The organism is Pseudomonas frederiksbergensis, assembly GCF_000802155.2.
Taxonomy (GTDB): Bacteria; Pseudomonadota; Gammaproteobacteria; order Pseudomonadales; family Pseudomonadaceae; genus Aquipseudomonas; species Aquipseudomonas frederiksbergensis_A.
On record NZ_JQGJ02000003.1, the window covers coordinates 291,023 to 309,202 of the forward strand.

Annotated in this window: 17 protein-coding genes; 12 read left to right on the forward strand and 5 right to left on the reverse strand. The window is 60.3% G+C overall.

The window, feature by feature from the left end; translation table 11 throughout:
- Positions 1-76: 76 nt before the first annotated feature.
- From JZ00_RS07285 to JZ00_RS07305, 5 genes are all read left to right on the forward strand, one after another.
- A complete protein-coding gene (locus JZ00_RS07285; protein WP_039590439.1) occupies positions 77-1,507 on the forward strand; it encodes a coniferyl aldehyde dehydrogenase in 1,431 nt (476 codons plus the stop codon).
- A gap of 27 nt (positions 1,508-1,534) precedes the next feature.
- On the forward strand, positions 1,535-2,086 hold the full coding sequence (locus JZ00_RS07290; protein ID WP_039590437.1) for a hypothetical protein: 552 nt from the start codon (positions 1,535-1,537) through the stop codon (positions 2,084-2,086).
- 139 nt (positions 2,087-2,225) lie between these two features.
- Positions 2,226-3,821 carry a GMC family oxidoreductase gene (locus tag JZ00_RS07295; RefSeq protein WP_039590435.1) on the forward strand — a complete coding sequence of 532 codons (1,596 nt, stop codon included), beginning with the start codon at positions 2,226-2,228 and terminating at the stop codon, positions 3,819-3,821.
- A 115-nt stretch (positions 3,822-3,936) separates the two neighbouring features.
- Positions 3,937-4,416, forward strand: coding sequence for a pantetheine-phosphate adenylyltransferase (gene coaD / locus JZ00_RS07300; RefSeq protein ID WP_007897855.1), 480 nt, complete (start codon positions 3,937-3,939; stop codon positions 4,414-4,416).
- Positions 4,417-4,549: 133 nt separating this feature from the next.
- On the forward strand, positions 4,550-4,801 hold the full coding sequence (locus JZ00_RS07305; protein ID WP_003206534.1) for a YfhL family 4Fe-4S dicluster ferredoxin: 252 nt from the start codon (positions 4,550-4,552) through the stop codon (positions 4,799-4,801).
- Between the two features lie 89 nt (positions 4,802-4,890).
- Here JZ00_RS07305 and JZ00_RS07310 read toward each other — a convergent pair whose 3' ends face one another.
- The 3 genes from JZ00_RS07310 to JZ00_RS07320 are packed head-to-tail and all read right to left on the reverse strand — an operon-like array spanning position 4,891 to position 6,978.
- Positions 4,891-5,211, reverse strand: coding sequence for a hypothetical protein (locus tag JZ00_RS07310; protein WP_039590430.1), 321 nt, complete (start codon positions 5,209-5,211; stop codon positions 4,891-4,893).
- A 54-nt stretch (positions 5,212-5,265) separates the two neighbouring features.
- Positions 5,266-6,078: a bifunctional DNA-formamidopyrimidine glycosylase/DNA-(apurinic or apyrimidinic site) lyase gene (mutM, locus tag JZ00_RS07315; protein WP_039590426.1), complete on the reverse strand. Its 813-nt coding sequence runs from the start codon at positions 6,076-6,078 to the stop codon at positions 5,266-5,268.
- A gap of 30 nt (positions 6,079-6,108) precedes the next feature.
- Positions 6,109-6,978: an HDOD domain-containing protein gene (locus tag JZ00_RS07320; protein ID WP_039590425.1), complete on the reverse strand. Its 870-nt coding sequence runs from the start codon at positions 6,976-6,978 to the stop codon at positions 6,109-6,111.
- A 179-nt stretch (positions 6,979-7,157) separates the two neighbouring features.
- Between JZ00_RS07320 and JZ00_RS07325 the strand changes: the two genes are divergently transcribed.
- From JZ00_RS07325 to ilvD, 6 genes are all read left to right on the forward strand, one after another.
- Positions 7,158-7,697 (forward strand): type 1 glutamine amidotransferase domain-containing protein, encoded by a 540-nt coding sequence (locus JZ00_RS07325; protein WP_039590424.1) that lies wholly within the window; start codon positions 7,158-7,160, stop codon positions 7,695-7,697.
- Positions 7,698-7,802: 105 nt separating this feature from the next.
- Positions 7,803-8,999, forward strand: a complete 1,197-nt coding sequence (locus JZ00_RS07330; protein WP_039590422.1) for a class I SAM-dependent rRNA methyltransferase — start codon at positions 7,803-7,805, stop codon at positions 8,997-8,999.
- Between the two features lie 425 nt (positions 9,000-9,424).
- On the forward strand, positions 9,425-10,492 hold the full coding sequence (locus JZ00_RS07335; protein WP_039590420.1) for a SagB/ThcOx family dehydrogenase: 1,068 nt from the start codon (positions 9,425-9,427) through the stop codon (positions 10,490-10,492).
- Positions 10,489-11,442 carry a diiron oxygenase gene (locus JZ00_RS07340; protein WP_039590418.1) on the forward strand — a complete coding sequence of 318 codons (954 nt, stop codon included), beginning with the start codon at positions 10,489-10,491 and terminating at the stop codon, positions 11,440-11,442. Before JZ00_RS07335 ends, JZ00_RS07340 begins: the two co-directional genes overlap by 4 nt.
- Positions 11,435-12,640 carry an MFS transporter gene (locus tag JZ00_RS07345; protein ID WP_039590417.1) on the forward strand — a complete coding sequence of 402 codons (1,206 nt, stop codon included), beginning with the start codon at positions 11,435-11,437 and terminating at the stop codon, positions 12,638-12,640. Before JZ00_RS07340 ends, JZ00_RS07345 begins: the two co-directional genes overlap by 8 nt.
- Before the next feature lie 255 nt (positions 12,641-12,895).
- Positions 12,896-14,737 (forward strand): dihydroxy-acid dehydratase, encoded by a 1,842-nt coding sequence (gene ilvD, locus JZ00_RS07350; RefSeq protein ID WP_039590415.1) that lies wholly within the window; start codon positions 12,896-12,898, stop codon positions 14,735-14,737.
- A 143-nt stretch (positions 14,738-14,880) separates the two neighbouring features.
- Here ilvD and JZ00_RS07355 read toward each other — a convergent pair whose 3' ends face one another.
- Positions 14,881-15,936, reverse strand: coding sequence for an HAD family hydrolase (locus JZ00_RS07355; protein WP_039590414.1), 1,056 nt, complete (start codon positions 15,934-15,936; stop codon positions 14,881-14,883).
- Between the two features lie 241 nt (positions 15,937-16,177).
- Between JZ00_RS07355 and JZ00_RS07360 the strand changes: the two genes are divergently transcribed.
- Positions 16,178-17,569, forward strand: a complete 1,392-nt coding sequence (locus JZ00_RS07360; protein ID WP_039590413.1) for an L-cystine transporter — start codon at positions 16,178-16,180, stop codon at positions 17,567-17,569.
- Positions 17,570-17,599: 30 nt separating this feature from the next.
- On the opposite strand, the gene JZ00_RS07365 is transcribed toward JZ00_RS07360, so the two are convergent.
- Positions 17,600-18,112 carry a dihydrofolate reductase gene (locus JZ00_RS07365; RefSeq protein ID WP_039590860.1) on the reverse strand — a complete coding sequence of 171 codons (513 nt, stop codon included), beginning with the start codon at positions 18,110-18,112 and terminating at the stop codon, positions 17,600-17,602.
- Positions 18,113-18,180: the final 68 nt, after the last annotated feature.

Consider the following 18,180-nt stretch of genomic DNA (forward strand, 5'->3'; position numbering starts at 1 on the left):
TCTACAGAGGCTCATTTGACTTTTTAGAGCATAAGCTCTAGAAAGCACCGACTCCAATAAAAATCCGGTGCCCGCCATGCCCGCTGACGTTGCTTACCTGCACGAGTCCCAACAGCACCTGGACGAACTCCAGGCGCTCTTCAACGCCCAGCGCCAGGCCTACGCGGCTCACCCGATGCCGCCGGCCGAGCAGCGACGGCAATGGCTCAAGGCATTGGCCGAATTGTTGAGTACTGAACGGCAGGCCCTGATCGATGCCATCAGCGAGGATTTCAGCCACCGCAGTGCGGACGAAACGTTGTTGGCCGAGCTGATGCCGAGCCTGCACGGTATCCACTACGCCAGCCGGCACCTCAAAGGCTGGATGAAGCCCTCCCGGCGCAAGGTTGGCGTGGCTTTCCAGCCAGCGTCGGCCAAGGTGGTCTACCAGCCGCTGGGGGTGGTCGGGGTCATCGTACCCTGGAACTATCCGCTTTTCCTGGCGATCGGCCCCCTGGTCGGGGCGCTGTCGGCGGGCAACCGGGTGATGCTCAAACTCAGCGAATCGACCCCTGCCACTGGCTTATTGCTCAAGCAATTGCTGGCCCGGATATTTCCCCAGGACCTGGTGTCCGTCGTGCTTGGCGAAGCGGACGTTGGCATCGCATTTTCCAGGCTGCCGTTCGATCACCTGCTGTTCACCGGCGCAACCAGCGTGGGCAAGCACGTGATGCGTGCCGCCGCGCAGAACCTGACACCCGTTACTCTCGAACTGGGCGGAAAATCCCCCGCCATCGTTTCCAGTGACGTCCCGCTTGAACACGCCGCCGAGCGCATCGCCTTCGGCAAGACGCTCAACGCCGGACAGACCTGTGTCGCACCGGATTATGTGCTGGTGCCGCAAAACCGTGTCGGGGCGTTCGTCGAGGCGTATCGCGAGGCCGTGCGCGGGTTTTATCCGACGTTGATCGACAATCCGGACTACACCGCCGTCATCAACGAACGACAACTGGCGCGGCTCAACGGCTACATCGCCGACGCAACCAGCAAGGGGGCGTTGTTGATCGAGTTGTTCGAGCAAAGCCAGGGCCGACGCATGGCCCACAGCCTTCTGCTGAACGTCACGGATGAAATGACGGTCATGCAGGACGAAATTTTCGGGCCGCTGCTGCCTATCGTCCCCTATGAAACGCTCGACCAGGCATTTGCCTACATCAATCAGCGACCTCGTCCGCTGGCGCTTTACTATTTCGGCTACAACAAGACGGAACAGAATCGCGTGCTCAACGAAACCCATTCCGGCGGCGTCTGCCTTAACGACACACTGTTGCACGTGGCTCAGGACGATATGCCGTTCGGCGGCATTGGCGCTTCGGGGATGGGGCATTATCACGGACACGAAGGTTTCCTGACCTTCAGCAAAGCCAAGGGCGTGCTGGTCAAGCAGCGGTTCAACGCGGCGAAACTGATCTACCCGCCTTATGGAAAACCGTTGCAGAAACTGATCCAGAAGCTGTTCATCCGCTAACCAGCGTCTTCCCGGGTAATAACAATAATGAACCCAAGCCTGACCGATACGCCCACCCTGTCCCGACGCGGCTTGCTGCAACTGAGCTTCGGCGCCAGCGCCTTCCTGGTCACCGTCGGATTGGGCGCCAGCCTGAGCGGCTGCTCCTCCGGCGAACCGGCCCGCGGGCTGGCGGCATTGCGCGACAGCGACCTGCCATTCCTGCGCGCAGTGATCCCCGCCATGCTCGATGGCGCGACGACAGCTGGAACACGCCTCGTCGCCACCGATGCCACGCTGCAGAGCCTGGATCGAGGGCTGGCGCACCTGTCGCCAGCCATGCTCAAGCTCACACGCCAGTTGTTCGATGTGCTGACGCTGGGCGTTACCCGTGGGCCGCTGACCGGAATCTGGGGCGCGTGGGAAAACGCCAGCGCCGATGACATCCGACAGTTCCTGAGCCGGTGGGAAAATAGCTCGCTGAGCTTGTTGCGCCAAGGCCACGGCTCACTGCTGCAAATGGTGATGATGGCGTGGTACAGCCGGCCGGAGTCCTGGGCCCATTGCGGGTATCCAGGACCACCGTTGATTTCAAGCTAGCGCAGCCGTCCTGTGGAGCGGGTTTGCTCGCCAATGCAGTTGCACCTTCAACACCTATGCAAGCTGATCCACCGCCTTCGCGAGCAAGCCCGCTCCCACAGGTGACTGGTCGCCCAAAAATAACAACGAGCACCTGAACATGCCCTTACCCGACCCGTTCCGCGAAGGCCTCGCCCGTGGCTGGACTACCTACAACGGCGCGCAACTGACCCAGGACCTTGTGTTGGAGGCGGACGTGGCGATCATCGGCAGCGGCGCCGGCGGCGGCACCACGGCGGAAATTCTCAGCGCTGCCGGCTACAAGGTATTGCTCATCGAGGAAGGGCCGCTCAAGACCAGCCACGACTTCACGCTGCGCGAGGACGAGGCCTACACCAGCCTGTACCAGGAAGGCCTCGGGCGCATGAGCAAGGACGGCGCCATCACCATTCTCCAGGGACGCGCTGTCGGTGGCACGACGTTGATCAACTGGACTTCAAGCTTCCGCACGCCGCCGCAGACCCTCGAACATTGGGCGACCGAGCACAGCGTCAAGGGCCACAGCCCCGCCGAGATGGCGCCCTGGTTCGAACGCATGGAACAACGCCTCGGGGTGGCGCCCTGGATGATTCCACCCAACGCCAACAACGACGTGGTCCGCAAAGGCTGCGAACAACTGGGCTACGCCTGGCACGTCATTCCCCGCAACGTGCGGGGCTGTTGGAACCTGGGTTATTGCGGCATGGGCTGCCCGACCAACGCCAAGCAGTCGATGCTCGTCACCACCATACCCGCCACCTTGGACAAGGGCGGGACGTTGCTTTACCTGGCGCGGGCCGAACGTCTGGTCATCAAGGATGACAAGGTCATCGGCTTGGATTGCCTGGCCATGGATGAGCGTTGCGTGGCACCAACCGGGCGGCGCATCAAGATCAAGGCGCGGCACTACGTATTGGCTGGGGGCGGTATCAACAGCCCTGCCCTGTTGCTGCGCTCCGCGGCACCGGACCCGCACCAACGCTTGGGCAAGCGCACGTTCCTGCACCTGGTAAACATGTCGGCCGGCCAGTTCGACGACGTAATCAACCCGTTCTACGGCGCACCGCAGTCGATTTACTCGGACCATTTCCAATGGCAGGACGGTGTCACCGGCAAGATGTCCTACAAGCTGGAGGTGCCGCCGCTGCATCCGGCACTCGCCGCCACGCTATTGGGTGGCTTCGGCCCAGAGAACGCCATGCACATGGCGCAGCTGCCCCATACCCATGCCATGCTGGCGTTGCTGCGCGACGGTTTTCACCCCGATAGCCCGGGCGGCAGCGTTGAGTTGCGCAGCGATGGCACGCCGGTGCTCGACTATCAGGTTTCGCCCTACGCCTGGGATGGCCTGCGCCGGGCCTTCCACAGCATGGCCGAGATTCAGTTCGCCGGCGGGGCCCGGGCCGTCATGCCGATGCACAGCGATGCCCGTTATGTGCAAACCCTGGCCGAGGCCCGCGCGATGATCGACGGGCTCGAGCTTTCCCTCTACCGCACACGCCTGGGCAGCGCCCATGTCATGGGCGGCTGCGCCATGGGTGAAGACCCGGAGACTGCGGTGGCCGATAGTCTCGGCCGCCATCATCAACTGGGCAATCTTTCCATCCACGACGGCTCGCTGTTCCCCACCAGCATCGGCGCGAACCCACAGTTGTCGGTGTATGCATTGACGGCACAATTGGCGACATCCCTGGTCGAACGCCTGGGAAAACCTTGAAAACATGGATTATTCGCAGCGTCTATAGTGCTTTCCTGACCAACAGTCGACTTGGCCGACCGAGAAGGCTGCGATACCATCCGACTCCCCAACGGATTCCCGCCAGGACGACGCGATGAACCGAGTGTTGTACCCAGGTACCTTCGACCCTATTACCAAGGGCCATGGCGATCTGGTCGAACGCGCTTCGCGCTTGTTCGATCATGTGATCATTGCCGTCGCTGCCAGCCCTAAGAAAAACCCACTGTTCCCGCTGGAACAACGGGTGGAATTGGCTCGCGAAGTCACCAAGCACCTGCCCAACGTGGAAGTGGTCGGCTTTTCGACACTGCTGGCGCACTTCGCCAAGGAAAAAAATGCCAACGTGTTCCTGCGCGGCCTGCGTGCGGTCTCGGATTTCGAATACGAGTTCCAGCTGGCGAACATGAACCGTCAATTGGCGCCGGACGTCGAAAGTCTCTTCCTGACGCCGTCGGAACGCTACTCCTTCATTTCCTCGACCCTGGTGCGCGAAATTGCGGCGTTGGGCGGCGATATTACCAAGTTCGTCCACCCGGCCGTCGCCGATGCGCTGACCCTGCGCTTCAAGAAGTAGCCGGCTGTGCCGCGGGCCAGCCCCGCAGCACAGCGCAGTCCATCGCGCCCGCGTGCACTGTGCGCGTGATTGCGGCACAATTGCGCCTATTCGTTTTCAACTGCCCGGGCCCAACGCCCCGGCCGGAGCCTGCATGTCCCTTATCATCACCGACGACTGCATCAACTGCGACGTCTGCGAACCCGAATGCCCGAACGAGGCCATTTCCCAAGGCGAAGAGATCTACGTCATCGACCCGAACCTGTGCACCCAGTGCGTCGGCCATTACGACGAACCCCAGTGCCAGCAAGTCTGCCCGGTGGATTGCATCCCGCTGGACGAGGCTCATCCGGAGACTGAAGAACAGTTGATGGCGAAGTATCGCAAGATTACCGGCAAGGCTTGAGCCGGTAATTTGTAGCGTCCATACCGACCCCTTCGCGAGCTGGCTCGCGAAGGGGCTCTCAGCCGCTGCGAAGATTTAATTGTCGACCTCTATTCCTGCCGCTCGAACCCCTCCCCCACGCACCCCAGGCATCGCACGAACGTGGCTTTTGCCGGGTCCACCACCAATGCCTTGCCCGCATCGCCAACACCGCCACCCAGCGCGGTAAAGGGCAACGATACGACAAACGCCCCGGCACCGATCACGGTGGCGGCGAGCAGCAAAGGCCGCGCAATCAGCAAGTCGCCGATCATGGCGTAGGCGGGTGGGTTCTGGATGGTGTAGCGCGGATCACCGCTCTCGGTGTTTGCCGCGGCAGGCAAACTGGCACCCAGCAAGAGCGCCAGAACGAAAGGTCGAAGCAGATTCATGAGGCCATCCTTCGGCTAAATCAGTTGATTACTGACTATAGACCGTAGGACAAATCACTTCTGGCAGCGTGGACACCAGACGCTGGCGCGCTGCCCCAGGCGTATCTCCCGCAGTCCCGTGCCGCAGATCTTGCAGGTCTGCCCGCCTCGTCCGTAGACGAACAGTTCCTGCTGGAAATAACCAGGCTGCCCGTCTCCGCCGATGAAATCCCGCAGCGTGGTTCCGCCGCGCTCAATGGCATGGGCGAGGATGCGCTTGATCTCGATCGCCAGTTTCAGATAGCGCGCCCGGGAGATGCCCCCCGCTTCGCGACGCGGGTCGATCCCGGCGGCAAACAGCGCTTCGGTCGCATAAATATTACCCACGCCGACGACGACCGCGTTATCCATGATGAACGGCTTGACCGCCATGGAACGGCCCCGCGAAAGCTGGAAAAGTCGCTCGCCATCGAACAGATCGGTCAGCGGCTCCGGCCCAAGGCGGATCAGCAACTCATGGTTGAGCGGATCGAGGCTCCAGAGCATCGCTCCAAAACGGCGGGGGTCGGTGTAGCGCAGGGCCAGGCCGGACTCCAGTTCGATATCCACGTGTTCATGCTTGGCCGCGGGCATGCCGATTTCAACCAGCCGTAGATTGCCGGACATGCCCAGATGGCTGATCAACGTGCCGACTTCGGCATTGATCAGCAAATACTTGGCCCGCCGCTCCACCTGCACGATGCGCTGCCCGGAAAGGCGCACATCGAGGTCTTCAGGAATCGGCCAGCGCAAGCGGCGATCGCGTACCACGACGCGACTGACCCGCTGCCCTTCGAGGTGTGGCGCGATTCCGCGGCGCGTAGTTTCGACTTCCGGCAGTTCTGGCATGAGGCTCTCGACTAAGGCGAAGACTGGCGTTCAACGAGTGGCCAGGTCGCGTATTTCCTGTTTCTGGGTCTGGAAGTCATATTCCGACAACCCGATGTAATCGAGCACCAGCGGTCCAACACATTCCCATTCGTGATCATCGGCCTGGTTACCCAGCACGCGGTGGGAAGCGCAGATGTTTTCCGACATTTTCAGGATCGCCAACAGGTTTTTCAGTGGGCTGTTATTGCGCGAAGTCTCATCGCTGAAAATGGCCAGGGCGTTGTGGTGATTGGCGATGGCCTGGCTGACGTGGTCCGGCAGGCGCCAGGATTTGGAAGTGTAGTAACCGACCACGGCATGGTTGGTATTGAACACGCGGTTCTCGGTGTCCACCACGCGGCATTCGGCACTGGCGTTGGCGTAGGCTTCCTCCAGCACGCTCATGTAGGTGGGGAACTGCTTGAGCATCAGCGGCACACCACAGTCGTGGAACAACCCGAGGGCGTAGGCTTCATCACCATTTTGCAGACCGACGCGCTTGGCCAGGGTCAGGCAGGTCATCGCCACGTCCTGGGCCGTGTCCCAGAAGCGATTCAGGGTGACGATGGTGTCGTCGTGCAACTCACCCTTGATCGATTGGGCGTTGATCAGGTTGATGATCGAACGACTGCCCAAGAGGTTCACCGCGCGCTGGATCGAGGTGATCTTGTTGCTCAAGCCGTAATACGGCGAGTTGACGATCTTGAGCAAGGCCCCCGAGAGGCCGGGGTCCTGGGAGATCAGCTTGGCGATGGTCTCAAGGTCCGGGTCGGGCATGTACTGCTCCATCTGCAAATCCACCATGATTTGCGGCTGGGGCGGGACACTGATGCCTTGCAGGGAGTGTTGGATCTGTTCGGCGGAAAGCTCTTTGGACATGGATACGCACTCTGGGCCAGGCGGGGATTCTAACCCTTAAAGATGAATCCGACACACCGCCGGGTAGTCCGGCGGAACTTTCATTCAAGCCTCGGCTTCGGATTTTGTAGAGCCGACAGCCAAGCCTGCATACAGGCCTAGGTCGGCAGCCCACCCACTCAGCTTGAGGAGATTCTTTCATGCCCGGCTCCCTGAATGAAAAACGCGTAGCCATCCTGGTGACAAATGGTTTTGAGCAGGCCGAACTGACCGGTCCGAAACAGGCGCTGGAACAGGCCGGGGCCAAGGTGGAGATCGTTTCGGCCAGCGAAGGACAGGTCAAAGGCTGGAACCATGACCAGCCGGCGGACGATTTCCAGGTCGACCTGACCTTCAAGGCCGCCAATGTCGATCAATACGACGCTGTGGTGCTGCCCGGCGGAGTCCAGAACTCCGACACGATCCGCATCGATCCCGACGCACAGGACCTCGTCAAAGGCTTCGAGGCGGCCGGCAAACCCATCGCGGTGATTTGCCACGGTGGCTGGTTGCTGGTGTCGAGCGGGCTCGTCAAAGGCAAGACCATGACCAGCTACAAGACGCTCAAGGACGACTTGACCAATGCCGGCGCGAACTGGGTTGATCAGGAAGTCGTCACGGATGGCAAGCTGATCAGCAGCCGCCAGCCCGATGACATTCCTGCCTTCAATCGCGAGTTGATCAGCGCATTGTCTGCGTAAAGCCATGACGGCGAGGCGAGCGACGCTTCCTCGCCGCATGTCCAGCACAAGCCCCGCAAAGGTTGCAACACGGTATACTCCCGCTCTTTTTTCCGGAGCGACGTCATGTCCCTGCCTAGCCTGCGCCTCAAAGCCAACGCCGACCGTCGCCTGCGCGCCGGCCACCTGTGGGTCTACAGTAACGAAATCGACGTGGCCGCCACCCCGCTGCACGGTTTCAAGGCCGGCGACCAAGCCCTCCTCGAAGCCGCGGGCGGCAAGCCGTTGGGCATCGTCGCGATGAGCCCCAACAACCTGATCTGCGCGCGCTTGCTGTCCCGCGATGCGAAGCTGCCATTGGACAAGTCCCTGCTGGTCCACCGCCTCAATGTAGCGTTGTCCCTGCGCGAACGCCTGTTCGACAAGCCGTTCTACCGCCTGGTCTACGGGGACTCCGACCTGTTGCCTGGCCTGGTGGTGGACCGCTTCGGCGATATCCTGGTGGTGCAGATCGCCTCCGCCACCATGGAAGCCCATAAGGACGACGTGATCGCCGCCCTGACCCAAGTGCTCAAGCCCAGCGGCATCCTGTTCAAGAATGACTCCGCCGCCCGCGATGCCGAAGGCCTGGAGCGCTACGTCGAAACCGTATTTGGCCTCGTGCCGGAATGGGTTGCCCTGGAAGAGAACGGTGTGAAATTCGAAGCGCCGGTCATGGAGGGCCAGAAAACCGGCTGGTTCTACGACCACCGCATGAACCGCGCACGCCTGGCCCCCTACGCCAAGGGCAAGCGCGTACTGGACCTGTTCAGCTATATCGGCGGCTGGGGCGTGCAAGCCGCGGCGTTCGGGGCCAGTGAAGTGTTCTGCGTCGACGCATCGGCCTTCGCCCTCGACGGCGTGGAACGCAACGCGGCCCTGAACGGTTTCGCCGAAAAGCTGACCTGCATTGAAGGCGACGTGTTCGAAGCCCTGAAAGAACTCAAGGCCTCTGAAGAGCGTTTCGATGTCATCGTGGCCGACCCGCCCGCCTTCATCAAGCGCAAGAAGGACCTGAAGAATGGCGAAGGTGCCTATCGCCGCCTCAATGAGCAAGCCATGCGCCTGCTCAGCAAGGACGGCATCCTGGTCAGCGCTTCGTGCTCGATGCACTTGCCCGAAGACGATCTGCAAAACATCTTGCTGACCAGCGCCCGTCACTTGGATCGCAACATCCAACTGCTCGAACGCGGCGGCCAGGGACCTGACCATCCGGTGCACCCGGCCATCGCGGAAACACGCTACATCAAGAGCATTACGTGCCGCTTGCTGCCTAACAGCTAAGTCACCGCTGGGCGTAGCCACTGTCGCGCCCAGCACTTGAACATTGCAATTCCCGACGCAGCCCAGGCTGCGTTTTTTTTTGCGCGCCATGTAAGAAAAGTTACCGCAGCACGAAGACAAAGCCGACACTTACACTATTTGTATGAACTATCCCACGCAATTACTGGAGCCGTCCTACCTGATATTCGCTTGCCAAGCCCTCGCTAGAAACTATCATTGAACTGTCACACCGGAAGTGACAACCCTTAGAAGAAAACAACACTTATCAAGCAAGGAGCCCCATCATGAAAGCTATCACCCTGGAAGTTAACAAAATCGCCAACCTGGCAGGTTTGATAACGCCAAAAGTCCGCTAAGCAAGACGACGGGGCCGCGGATCGCCGGCACCTCGGCCCCATCTTTTCAATCACAGCGGAAACAATGCCATGCATATAAACCCTTGCCTGTTCATCCTGGCGCGCCCTCCGCATCAAATAGTATGGAACTATGAACAACACACTCAATACGAGCTGGACATCTATTACACCACTCGACTGGCGCAACTTGTAAACGACCCTTCCCGATTCGACCGTTCAAACCCCATCGATATGGAACTGGCAGACAAAGGGATATTGGTCGAGGGACCAGAGAAGCACATTGAATGGAAATGGGATGAGCTCTCGAAGATATTTCATATCGGGACGAAGAACATTCCTTGCGAAAACGTCCCCCGGAATGTGAATGAATGGGCAACGCTCTATCTCCACCATTGCGCCGAAGTGCTTTCCTCTCCACCGCCTCCAGCCAGGACAAAGCAGTATCCCGTCGAGCGAATCGCCCTGGAGCGCCCTTCATGGGGCGAGCTCGGAGAGGTCTCCCTGTTACGAACACTGCTCAACCGACGCACCTCCCGCTCATTCGACAATCGCCCCATTTCCCTCGACCAGGTCAGCACCCTTCTTTACCTGACCTTGGGATACCTGAACGAACGATCATGCCCCGACGCTGGATTCGACGCGCGACGAAGCAGCCCCTCGGGTGGCGGCCTCAATGCCTGCGAAGGATATTTATACGTACGTAACGTCAAGGGACTCGATACGGGCATCTATGCCTATCACCCGGACGAACATGCGATAAGCCTGGTCCGGAGGCTGCCGGATGAACCACTGGGCCAATTGTTGTGCGGGCAGCATTTCATCAATTCCCTGCCATTCGGACTGTTCATTACTTCGCGCTTCGACAAACTCTGGTGGAAATACGGGCACTCCCGCGCCTATCGGATGGCTTTTGTCGAGACAGGCCACGTCTCCCAGAGCTTCCTGATGGTTGCGACCGCCCTGGGCCTGGATACCTGGCTGACCGGGGCCTTGGCCGATCACCAGGTGGAGCGCCTGCTCGACCTTGAGCAAGCCCCCGAACAACCGCTGTTTTTTGTCGGCTGCGGCCACGGTGACAGCCAGGTCCACTGCCCCGAGCTGATGGCGTTGCTCGACAAACAGGACGTCATGCCATGAGCGGCCCGACCTCTGCCCGGGCATCGCGTTATACCTTGGGCGATTGGGACGGCAAGGCGGCCGTGCGAGCACGTCAAGACGACTATCGCTTGCCTGACGATCTTGAGCGGCAACTGTCGAGTCGGAACTGGTTTCCCCCGGCCTTCATTCCCTACATCGAACATCCATTGGTCATACAGGCGGGCCACTCCGTTGGCCAACGCCTCGCGGCCAATCACCTGGTGTACTTCCTCGATTACACGACGATGCTGGAGCACCGGGTCGTCAACCGCTCTGTTGAAACTCTTGTCCATGGCGAACTTGCCGTGCCGATTCCGAGGCAAATGAAAACTGCGGCGCTGCAGCTTTATACCGACGAAGGCTACCATGCACTGTTTTCCCATGAGGTGGCTGAACAGATCGCTACCTTCTATGGCATTCATGAGCGCCCTCCAGCCCGGCGAATCGGCCGGCTGCTGGAAGTGATCCAGAGGTGCCCCCTCCCAAACCGCCCTCTCGCATGGTTCCTGCTGGGATTCGTCTCCGAAACGATTATCGCCAGGGAGCTGCTGACCCTTACCCGGAAAACCCTGGTGAGCACGGTCTATCGGATGCTCCGGACCCATTTGGAGGACGAGGCGCGCCACAGCCGCTACTTCAGCGAGGTTTTCAGCTACCTCTGGCCGATCCTCGACGTAACGCAACGCCAACTGGCCGCAAGGCTCCTGCTGGAGATCATCGCGCTCTATTTTGAACCGGATATGCCCTGGCTGATGCGCAGCCTCGCCAGCGTGGGATTCGATGAGCCGGCATCGCGCCAGATCGTTGCCGGGATCGTGCTGCCACACGCTCATGCCGCACGGGTCAGGTCAGGCGCGGTGTCGACATTGCTGGCCATGAGACGGGCCGGTTTCTTTGACGATGACCACAACCGAGCGCTTTTCTGCGAGGCGGGGTTCATCGATGCCTGACCTATCCGAACGCCCTTCGATTCACAAGCGAGCCATTGTCGGCCTGCTGTCGATGCTGACGCTGCTGGGCGTATTCCCAATCGATGTTGTGCTGCCCTCATTCCCGGCACTGTCTGAACACTTTCGCAACTCATCGTCTGACATTGCCCTGTCCGTCAGCCTGTTCGCGGTCGGCATTGCGCTCTCCCAGCTATTGATAGGCCCGCTTTGCGATGCCTTGGGTCGTAAGAAACTGTTGTTGATCGGCATTGCCGTCTCTGCCATCGGTGCAGCGGGATGTGTATTCACGGACAATTTCTGGCTGTTCCTGTTATTTCGTATCATCCAGGCATTGGGTTGCGGTTGTTTTGTCATTTCCCAGGCCCTGATCCAGGATTTGTTCACCGGGGCGCAACAACAGCGCCTGCGTATTTTCCTGGTCACCTGCGGCGGCATCTTCATTTCCGTTTCGCCACTGGCCGGCACCGGCCTACAGAGCTGGATGGGTTGGCGCGGCAGTTTCATCGTGTTCATCGTCCTGGCCATCGGCGCATTTGCCGGCGCCTGTTTGCTCCTCGAAGGCGCGGTACAAGGCTGCCGATCCAGGCGGATGAGCCTCTTGGCGTCTTATCGAAACGTCTGCGGTCATTTCGGTTTCGTCGCCTATTGGCTGACGTCGGCGTTTGCGTTCTCCTGCCACTTTTCGTTCATCGTCATTTCGCCACTGATCTTTATCGAACAGTTGCAGCTCTCCCAGGAGGCTTTCTCAATGACATTGCTGGGCTATGGGCTGGCCTACATCGGCGGGGGCGCATGCGCGACCGTACTCAGCAACCGAATCGACTCGCACGCGCAGATCATCACCGGCCTGGGCCTGATCCTGGCGGCAGGTTTATCAATGCTGGTGCTCTTCAACATCTTGGGCCTTTCCATCACTACCGTGCTGCTGCCCATGGTTGTCTGTACCGCTGGCACAACGATTGCGCGCGCGGCAGCCCATACCCAGGCGATGAACATTTTTCCGGAGCAGGCCGGTACTTCCGCCTCGGCGGGCAGCGTGCTGATTTTTGTCACGGGCGGACTGACCAGCGCCGCCATCAGCCTTTCTCCGTTCGCCCTGCCCCTCACGCTGGCGCTGTGCCTGATAGCGTTCAGCCTCCTTGGCATAACGCTCAATGCCCTGGTCAGGCATCGTCACAGAGCGCTAATGCCCGGCTGAACGTTGCCAGTCGTCATCCCAAGCGTGACATTGGTGACAGATCAGCGCTTTGCGTCATTTCATCCTGACGCCAGCGGTGTAGAATCGCGACATTCATCGCCATTCATCCCCGGCGGGTTTATGAGCTCATGCTGAGGCGCGCAGCGATCCTGCAAAGTCATCGGCCATTTCCGGACACCGCCAATCCCGAGTGTTCCAGAGATCAATAGAAGCTCACTTCCCATTTGATACTTGATTAGCCGCCCGGAGTGCTCCATGCCTGATTACCGCTCGAAAACATCCACCCATGGCCGCAACATGGCCGGCGCCCGAGCCTTGTGGCGCGCCACGGGGATGAAGGATGACGACTTCAAGAAGCCGATCATCGCCATTGCCAACTCCTTCACCCAGTTCGTACCAGGCCACGTCCACCTCAAGGACCTCGGCCAACTGGTTGCCCGGGAAATCGAACGCGTCGGCGGCGTTGCCAAGGAATTCAACACCATCGCCGTGGATGACGGCATCGCCATGGGTCACGACGGCATGCTGTATTCGCTGCCGAGCCGCGAAATCATCGCCGACTCCGTCGAATACATGGTCAACGCCCACTGCGCCGACGCCATCGTCTGTATCTCCAACTGCGACAAGATCACCCCTGGCATGCTCATGGCCGCCCTGCGCCTGAACATCCCGGTGATCTTCGTTTCCGGCGGGCCGATGGAAGCCGGCAAGACCAAGCTCGCCAGTCACGGCCTGGACTTGGTGGATGCCATGGTCATCGCCGCTGACTCCAGCGCCTCTGACGAGAAGGTCGCCGAGTACGAGCGCAGTGCTTGCCCGACCTGCGGTTCGTGCTCCGGCATGTTCACCGCCAACTCGATGAACTGCCTGACCGAAGCGCTGGGCCTGGCATTACCGGGCAACGGTTCCACCCTGGCCACCCACAGCGACCGCGAACAATTGTTCCTGCAGGCGGGCCGGACCATCGTCGAGCTATGCAAGCGTTACTACGGCGAAAACGATGAGTCGGTGCTGCCACGCAACATTGCCAACTTCAAGGCATTCGAAAACGCCATGACCCTGGACATCGCCATGGGCGGTTCCACCAACACCATCCTGCACTTGCTCGCTGCCGCCCAGGAAGCCGAGATCGATTTCGACCTGCGCGACATCGACCGCCTGTCCCGCCACGTACCGCAACTGTGCAAGGTCGCGCCGAACATCCAGAAGTACCACATGGAAGACGTGCACCGCGCCGGTGGCATCTTCAGCATCCTCGGCTCGCTGGCCCGTGGCGGCTTGTTGCACACCGACCTGCCGACGGTGCACAGCAAGACCATGGCCGAGGCCATCGCCCAGTGGGACATCACCCAGACCACTGACGAAACCGTGCATCACTTTTTCAAGGCTGGCCCGGCGGGCATTCCGACGCAAACCGCATTCAGCCAATCGACTCGTTGGGAAACCCTGGACGACGATCGCGAGAACGGCTGCATTCGCAGCGTCGAGCACGCTTACTCCAAGGAAGGCGGCCTGGCTGTGTTGTACGGCAACATCGCCCTGGATGGCTGCGTGGTGAAAACCGCAGGCGTCGACGAGTCGATCCACGTCTTCGAAGGCAACGCGAAGATTTTCGAAAGCCAGGACAGCGCGGTGCGCGGCATCCTTGCCGATGAAGTGAAGGCCGGCGACATCGTGATCATTCGCTATGAAGGTCCGAAGGGCGGCCCGGGCATGCAGGAAATGCTCTACCCGACGTCCTACCTGAAGTCCAAAGGCCTGGGCAAAGCCTGCGCCTTGCTGACCGATGGCCGTTTCTCCGGCGGCACCTCGGGCCTGTCCATTGGCCACGCTTCGCCGGAAGCAGCGGCCGGCGGCGCCATTGGCCTGGTGCGCGATGGCGACAAGGTCTTGATCGACATTCCCAACCGCTCGATCAACCTGTTGATCAGCGACGAAGAACTGGCCGAACGCCGCATCGAACAGGACAAGAAAGGTTGGAAGCCGGTGGAAGTGCGTCCGCGCAAAGTCACCACCGCCCTCAAGGCCTACGCCCTGCTCGCCACCAGCGCCGACAAGGGTGCGGTGCGCAACAAGGCGATGCTGGACGGGTTGTAAGCGTCGACAGCGACAATAAAAATGCCCCGCCAAAGTGCGGGGCTTTTTTTGATTCCAGTTCGGCCCTTGGGGGTTTATCCCCTCGCCACAGGGTTCCTTGGTATCCCTGGATGGGAGCAAGCTCGCACACAGGGGGCCAGGGCTTATTGGATATCTTCCGGCTTGACGATCACCCAGTTCTTGTCCGCCGTCACCGGCAGCCCTTCCTTGGCCTGGGCCGCGGCGTGCTTGGCCATCATGCCGTTTATCTGGGTCATGTATTTGTCCTTGCGGTTGACCCACAAGTGAATGCCGCCCTTGGCCACGTCCACATCATGGAACAGCATGTAGCCGTCGCTGCTCGGCGTATCGCCGGCGACGAGCACAGGTTTTTTCCATTCGTCGATGTAGGTCAGGATTGCCGCATGCTTGCCGGCCATCCAGGTCGCCGGGGTCCACAGGTACGGTGTGTACTCCAGGTCCAGGTTGGCCTTCTCGTCATATTTGCCGTTCGTGATCTGTTTACGCGCAGTGGTCAGCTCGCCGGTCTTGCGGTCCTTGAGCAGCGTGGTCACGCCGATCACGTTCTGCGGCTTGAGGTTGTAGCCGTATTTCGGATCGGAGGCGACCATGCGCACCAACTCTTCGGAAGCGGCGGTCATGACATAGACTTCGATGCCGTTTTCCATCAGCTTGTTGTAAAGCTCGGCCTGGCCGGTGAAGATTTTCGGCGGGTTGACGTTGTACTGGACCACCTTGTCGCCATCGTAATAAGTCGTCGGCACCGGCTTGCCGGAAGCCATCAATTCGTCGACATACCCTTTCAATTCCTTGAGGGTGAAGCCGGAGAATACCTGGGCCACCCACGGGTAGCAGACCATGTCATCCACTTCGCACAGGCGATAGTAGTAGCTGAACAGGCTTTCCTTGTGATCCGCCGTGTCCTTGAACGGCATCAGCTTCAAGGACGGGTCGAGGGTTTCGCGGCTGATGAGGCCCTTGTTCTCCATGAACGGCAACAATGACTCCTCCAGGTCATAGCGGTAACTGGTGTTGTCCATGTCGAACACCGCGTAGTTACCCTTGTTGGCGTTGGCCGCGATCATCGCCTCCAGCGCCTTGGCCTGTTCCGCCGGCCAATGCTTGAGATCGGTGGCAAGCGCTTGGCCGGCGAGGCCCAAGCCTAGCGCGACAGCGAGCAAATGAGTTACGAGCTTCATCGGCGTTTACTCCCAGGTTGTAGGGGTTCGACGCTAACAAATGCCTGTGACAGATCCCGCCTGTGGGCGACCGCTTGCGTCTCGATAACGGCAGCGGCATGTCCGTGGGCGCCAGCGCCTTATTCCAAAAGCGACAGTAAACATTCTTTTTTAGTATTAATTCTTTAGATTTCAGGCTGTTAGGCTTTCCGGCTCACAGTCGCGGCGCTTGGCGGCTGGCAAAGTCTTATCGGAGTTTTTCATGAATGTACCGCTGATACTCAATCTGCTGGTGTTCATTGGCCTGCTGTTCGGCCTGGCGCAAACCCGCCACGGCACCTGGAGCCTGGCCAAGAAGGTCTTGTTGGCGCTGACGCTGGGCGTGCTGTTCGGTATCGCCCTGCATACGATTTACGGCGCAGGAAATCCGGTGCTCAAGGCGTCGATCGGTTGGTTCGACCTGGTGGGCAATGGCTACGTGCAGTTGTTGCAGATGATCGTGATCCCGCTGGTCTTCGCCTCGATCCTCAGCGCTGTAGCCCGCCTGCATAACGCCGCGTCCCTGGGCAAGATCAGTTTCCTGACCATTGGCACGCTGCTGCTCACCACCGCCATCGCCGCGCTGATCGGCATCGGCCTGACCAACCTGTTCGGCCTCACCGCCGAGGGCCTGGTGGCCGGCACGCAAGAGCTGGCAAGGCTGCAAGTGATCCAGAGTGATTACGCCGGCAAGGTCGCCGACTTGAATATCCCGCAGCTGTTGCTTTCGTTCATTCCGCAGAACCCGTTTGCCGACCTGGCCCGGGCGAAACCAACGTCGATCATCAGCGTGGTGATCTTCGCCGCGTTCCTTGGTGTCGCCGCGTTGCAGCTGCTCAAGGATGACGCCGATAAAGGCCAGAAGGTGATCAACGCCATCGACACCCTGCAAAGCTGGGTGACGCGCCTGGTGCGCCTGGTGATGAAGTTGACGCCCTACGGCGTGCTGGCGCTGATGACCAAAGTGGTCGCCGGTTCCAACCTGCAAGACATCATCAAGCTCGGCAGTTTCGTGGTGGTGTCGTATCTGGGGCTGGGCTTGATGTTCGTCGTCCATGGCCTGCTGGTATCGGCCGCCGGGATCAATCCGCTGCGTTTCTTTCGCAAGATCTGGCCAGTGCTGACGTTCGCCTTCACCAGCCGCTCCAGCGCCGCGACCATCCCGCTGAGCATCGAAGCCCAGACCAGCCGCCTCGGCATTCCCCGGTCGATCGCCAGTTTCAGCGCCTCGTTCGGCGCCACCATCGGCCAGAACGGTTGTGCCGGGCTTTATCCCGCGATGCTGGCGGTGATGGTCGCACCGACCGTGGGCATCAATCCACTGGATCCGATGTGGATCGCAACGCTGGTGGCCATCGTGACATTGAGTTCGGCCGGCGTGGCCGGTGTCGGTGGCGGCGCGACGTTCGCCGCGCTGATCGTGCTTCCGGCGATGGGTTTGCCGGTCTCGCTGGTGGCGCTGCTGATCTCGGTGGAGCCGCTGATCGACATGGGCCGCACCGCGTTGAATGTCAGTGGTTCGATCACTGCGGGGGCGATTACCAGCCAGGTGATGCAGCAAACTGACAAGGCGCTGCTCGATGCCGAGGAGCATGGGGAGTTGGCGCACGCTTGACGCGTGGCGCCTGCTCGCGAAGCTTTTTCTTTACAGCTTTTCCCAGACTTCGAAACTGTAGGCCGGCTTGTCCCCTTCCGCCGGATTCGGCTGGTTCGAGACCAATTTCCATTGGCTCGAATCAAACGCCGGGAACCACGCATCCCCTTCCGGGCTCAGCGCCACGCGGGTCAGGTATAGCCGATCCGCCTGATCCAGCGCCTGCCCATAGAGCTGGGCCCCGCCGATCAGCATCAGCTCATCCACACCCTGCTCCAACGCCCAGGCTTCGGCCCGCTCCACTGCGGCTTCAAGTGTGGAATAAACCTCCGCGCCTTCCAGAATCAGACCGGACTGGCGACTGACCACGATGTTCAAGCGACCCGGCAACGGTCGCCCCAGGGAATCCCAGGTCTTGCGGCCCATGATGATCGGCTTGCCCAGGGTAGTGGCCTTGAAGTATTTGAAATCCCCCGGCAAGTGCCAGGGCATGCTGTTGTCGATGCCGATCACACGGTTTTCACCGAGGGCTGCGATCAGGCTTAAGGGAAGAGTTTTTTTCATGACGGCGAGGATACCAGAGGCCCGGACCGGCGCCACAGCGGTTATGCTCTTTGCTCATTCGAGCAACG